General features: G+C 41.4%; 3 protein-coding genes and 1 pseudogene. 2 read left to right on the top strand and 2 right to left on the bottom strand.

Features of this window, described 5'->3' with window-relative positions; translation table 11 throughout:
* Positions 1-233 precede the first annotated feature (233 nt).
* Positions 234-794 carry a hypothetical protein gene (locus WBA89_RS26480; protein ID WP_424410638.1) on the top strand — a complete coding sequence of 187 codons (561 nt, stop codon included), beginning with the start codon at positions 234-236 and terminating at the stop codon, positions 792-794.
* Positions 791-1,468: a hypothetical protein gene (locus tag WBA89_RS26475; RefSeq protein WP_424410637.1), complete on the top strand. Its 678-nt coding sequence runs from the start codon at positions 791-793 to the stop codon at positions 1,466-1,468. The genes WBA89_RS26480 and WBA89_RS26475 overlap by 4 nt, the downstream gene beginning before the upstream one ends.
* 161 nt (positions 1,469-1,629) lie before the next feature.
* On the opposite strand, the gene WBA89_RS26470 is transcribed toward WBA89_RS26475, so the two are convergent.
* Entirely contained in the window at positions 1,630-1,989 is a 360-nt protein-coding gene (locus WBA89_RS26470; protein ID WP_424410635.1) for a hypothetical protein, read from the bottom strand.
* A gap of 239 nt (positions 1,990-2,228) precedes the next feature.
* Positions 2,229-3,366: pseudogene (locus WBA89_RS26465) on the bottom strand (IS4 family transposase).
* Between the last annotated feature and the right edge of the window lie 145 nt (positions 3,367-3,511).

The following is a 3,511-nucleotide window of genomic DNA, read 5'->3' as shown; positions in this document are numbered from 1 at the left end:
GGAACTAATTTAATTGCTTCAATTAAATTCATTGCTGATGCACTCCATAATTATAATCTACCCATCCAGGGCAGACTTGATTGCCTCTTCTATCATACATTCCCCCCTGACAATTAATCCACCCTGCTTACTATTCAGTTAATTCCAGGTGTGTATCGCCCAGTCATACATAAATTTATCAACTTTAGAAACTGTATTAGGCTATAATCTAGTTATCGAGTTAGGTGTTGCAATTGAATCGCCCCATCCAGCTTCTTCGAGTTCGAGATATGCAGGTGGTTGATGCCATTCAGACCTCTGTTACCCAAAAGCATTTAGAAGATGCCGCAACCCTCTGGGAACCAATCCTTAGAGGTAGTGGAGAAGAAGATGAATACTGGGATTGGGTGAGCAAAAGCTATCGAACTAAATTTTTACCGGGAGATGAACTATATGCCATTGAGTGCGATGGCACAACTCAGGGTTTAATGACAATTGATATCCTAAAAAAACGCTGCTATATTGAGTCTCAATTAAGACGAAGATTGGTATACGTCAGAGCCCTAGCAACGGCTCCTTGGAATCGACCTGCTATCACCAATCCTCCTACTTATAAAGGAGTAGGTGGAAATCTGATAAATTTTGCGATCGCCCGCAGCGAAGAATTAGGATACCAAGGGAGAATAGGCTTGCACGCATTGCCTGGTGCGCTAGTATTTTATAGAAAATTGAGAGTGGGGCTGCTAGACTGCGGCCCAGATCCTGAAGAACCCGACAATCTTAATTACTTGGAAACATTAAGGACAGAAAGATGAGTAAATCAATTCCCTCCGAGCCTCAATCCACAATAAATGATACAACCCACCACCAGCGTTTGATGGAACTGGTAGAAGCTGAAGATGCAGCTAACGGAGAAGTTGGCTGCGGTCGGAATTTGGGAGATCGACCTTCAGTGTATCTGAAAACCTGCCGCATCAATATATCTGATGAGAAGTTAAGAAATTTGTTGAGGGAGTATTTAGGTCATTTATTGATGGAGGTAGATTTTGACTCGATCGTCACCCAAGTGAGTTATTTTGTAGAATCGCTAGTAGTGCAAGAAAGCATTCGATCGTCGAATCCCCAACCGAAATTAACGCCCAAAGAATCAGTTGCAGAATACATTCCCGCGCCAGAACTAAAACAGTGTATTGAATCGGAATTGGGGGAGTTTTGTTCGTCAAGCGCGATCGAGCAAATTGTTCTGTATGCTCGCCAAGTAATTCACAATTCAGTTCTACAACCCCGACATAAGTGGCCCCAACCTATTTGGGTGCTAAGCGCTCTTAAAAAGCTGTACGTTACTCAGGCGTCTAGTTTGGATGCAGCAATCGATCGAGTGAAAGCACAGTACCCTCAAGAAACCGGAGAATTGCAAGTAATAAAAGTTGGAGGCATTATCGCGCCAAACCAAGTGATTTCCTTGGACTCGAACGACAATTTTCGTTGAAAAAATCTGGCAAATAGTTAGGTAGCTTTGAGGTGCGGTGCGAGAGTTGGAAGAATCAAAACGGACCTCTTGAAAGTCCAGAAACAACCCCGCTACCGCGCCCGATTTCGCTCGATGCTGCTGTTTCTGTTGCGGGGTCGTTCGATCGCAAATATATGGATTTATCGCCCCTTTGCTAAGTCAGCATAGATTAATATCTCCCAACCCAAAATTAGCAGCAGGATTAGCTCAACTCCACCCAAAACATGAATTGCTAAAGCTGCACCCGGTACTAAGATCCAGAAGGAAATCAGGGCAATAATTCCTGACACGACGAAGGTGATTTCATCAACAATCAATTGCTCAATCTTGCGGAGCGAGCGCCGCCGATCGCTCCGGTGGGCAATTTCCCAGCCAAACAATGATTCTACTTCTGCGTGTCCGGTTTTTTCTTTGACCTTTTCAACTAAAGTGAGCCGAATATATCGCCCGATCGCACTGATCTTTTCATCGTTTACTAAGTACGTCCAGCCGAGAATCAAGGAAGCCCAGGGGAGGATGAGAAAGGCGTAGTGTTGGCCCAGTTAGAAGCCAATACGGTTTACTTAAGGGTTGGGAGGCTTTAAAATATTAAAAACAGGAGAATTAATTTTTATTCCAGTACCTCTGTGTTTAACTTTTTTGGATTTAAATTTTGAAACAGGTTTTTTGACAACTCTTGGGTTATTTCTCTCAACTCTTTGTGGCAAAGTCGCATCAAGAATCTCCAAATTCAACCAAGTTAAAAAAAGGGAATTTCTTGTGCTTCTAGTCGCTGAAATTTTGGGACAGCGCGACGAATAACTCGTAATGTACCCGTGAAAGAAATACTTAATGGGGAAATTTCTGCATTATTCGCTGTTTGATAAATTAATGAGCGCACAGCTCTTCGATCCTAATAATAGACCATAAATTTCTTGCACTACTTCTCTTGGTCTTTGAGAACGAATATGAGTTTTTCGTTCTAACAGATGTACTTTGAATTCATCAATTGTATTTTCGACTTCCCACCGTTGATGATATTCGGCAGCCAATAACTTTGCCGGAAATTTTTGAGGGTCTAATAAACTTGTAATTAAACGATATCTAATTTCTGCTGTTGGGTCATTTAAGTTTTCAATCCTGTACTCGATTACTCTGATTTGGATTGGTTTAAATCCTTTCTTTCTGAATTTGCCTGGGGGATTAATAAAACTTAAGTAAGAGCCATCTTCTAGCTGTGTTTCGTTGAGGAATTTAACATTTGATGGAATTCTTCCTAAATAGCCACAACCCTTGCTGAGCGCGGATGATACCATTGCATACGAATGCAAACCTCTATCCCACATTAGCAACATTTCTTTAGTAACTGACCGCAATAATCTTAACGCTCTGACTCTTTCTCCATCTTGTATGGGCATATTAAAGCATCAAATATTAAATGTGTTCCTGCTTCTACTAAAATAACTAATCTAGATGAAGGGAAAAGCAGCTCTTATACCTGGACGGCTACCTGGACGGCCAAAAACTCTGGCATTTTCATCACTGTCTGGGATATTTAAGCAGGTTCCATCTATTGCTACAACTCTCAATCCATTCAGAAAAGCTCCCACTGTTTCAGTTGTAGCCATTGGTCGTACCAACTGATGAAATAACTGGCTCATTACAGAAGGCCCTAATCTTTTTCGGGCTTTAGTAATAGCTGCCTTGCAGGGAGTTTTCCAGAATTTACCAGTTTTCAACCAGACTTCATTAAGTCCATCAATCAGATTTTTTAGTACGTCGCGCATAGAGTCTTTTGACCATAAGCTTATTGCTACGATCAAACATACTACCAGTTGTGATGGTAGCGCACGATGCCGTTTTTCTTTGGCTTTTGTTTTCAGGATAGCCGCTTCTATTTCTGTTGATGGAATCGCTATAGCCTTTCTCACAAAGATGAGGTACAATAACAGCAGTGTGTAAACCAGTTAAAAATATTTTCTGATGTAACTTGCTCGAACGCAAACTCAATGGCTTTTCCTAATTCTTGATAATTAGTAGTCT

Origin of the sequence: Microcoleus sp. (assembly GCF_049646505.1) — a bacterium.
Classification (GTDB): domain Bacteria; phylum Cyanobacteriota; class Cyanobacteriia; order Cyanobacteriales; family Microcoleaceae; genus Microcoleus.
Note: the sequence above shows the minus strand (reverse complement) of the source record. Positions and strands in the feature narration are given on the sequence as shown.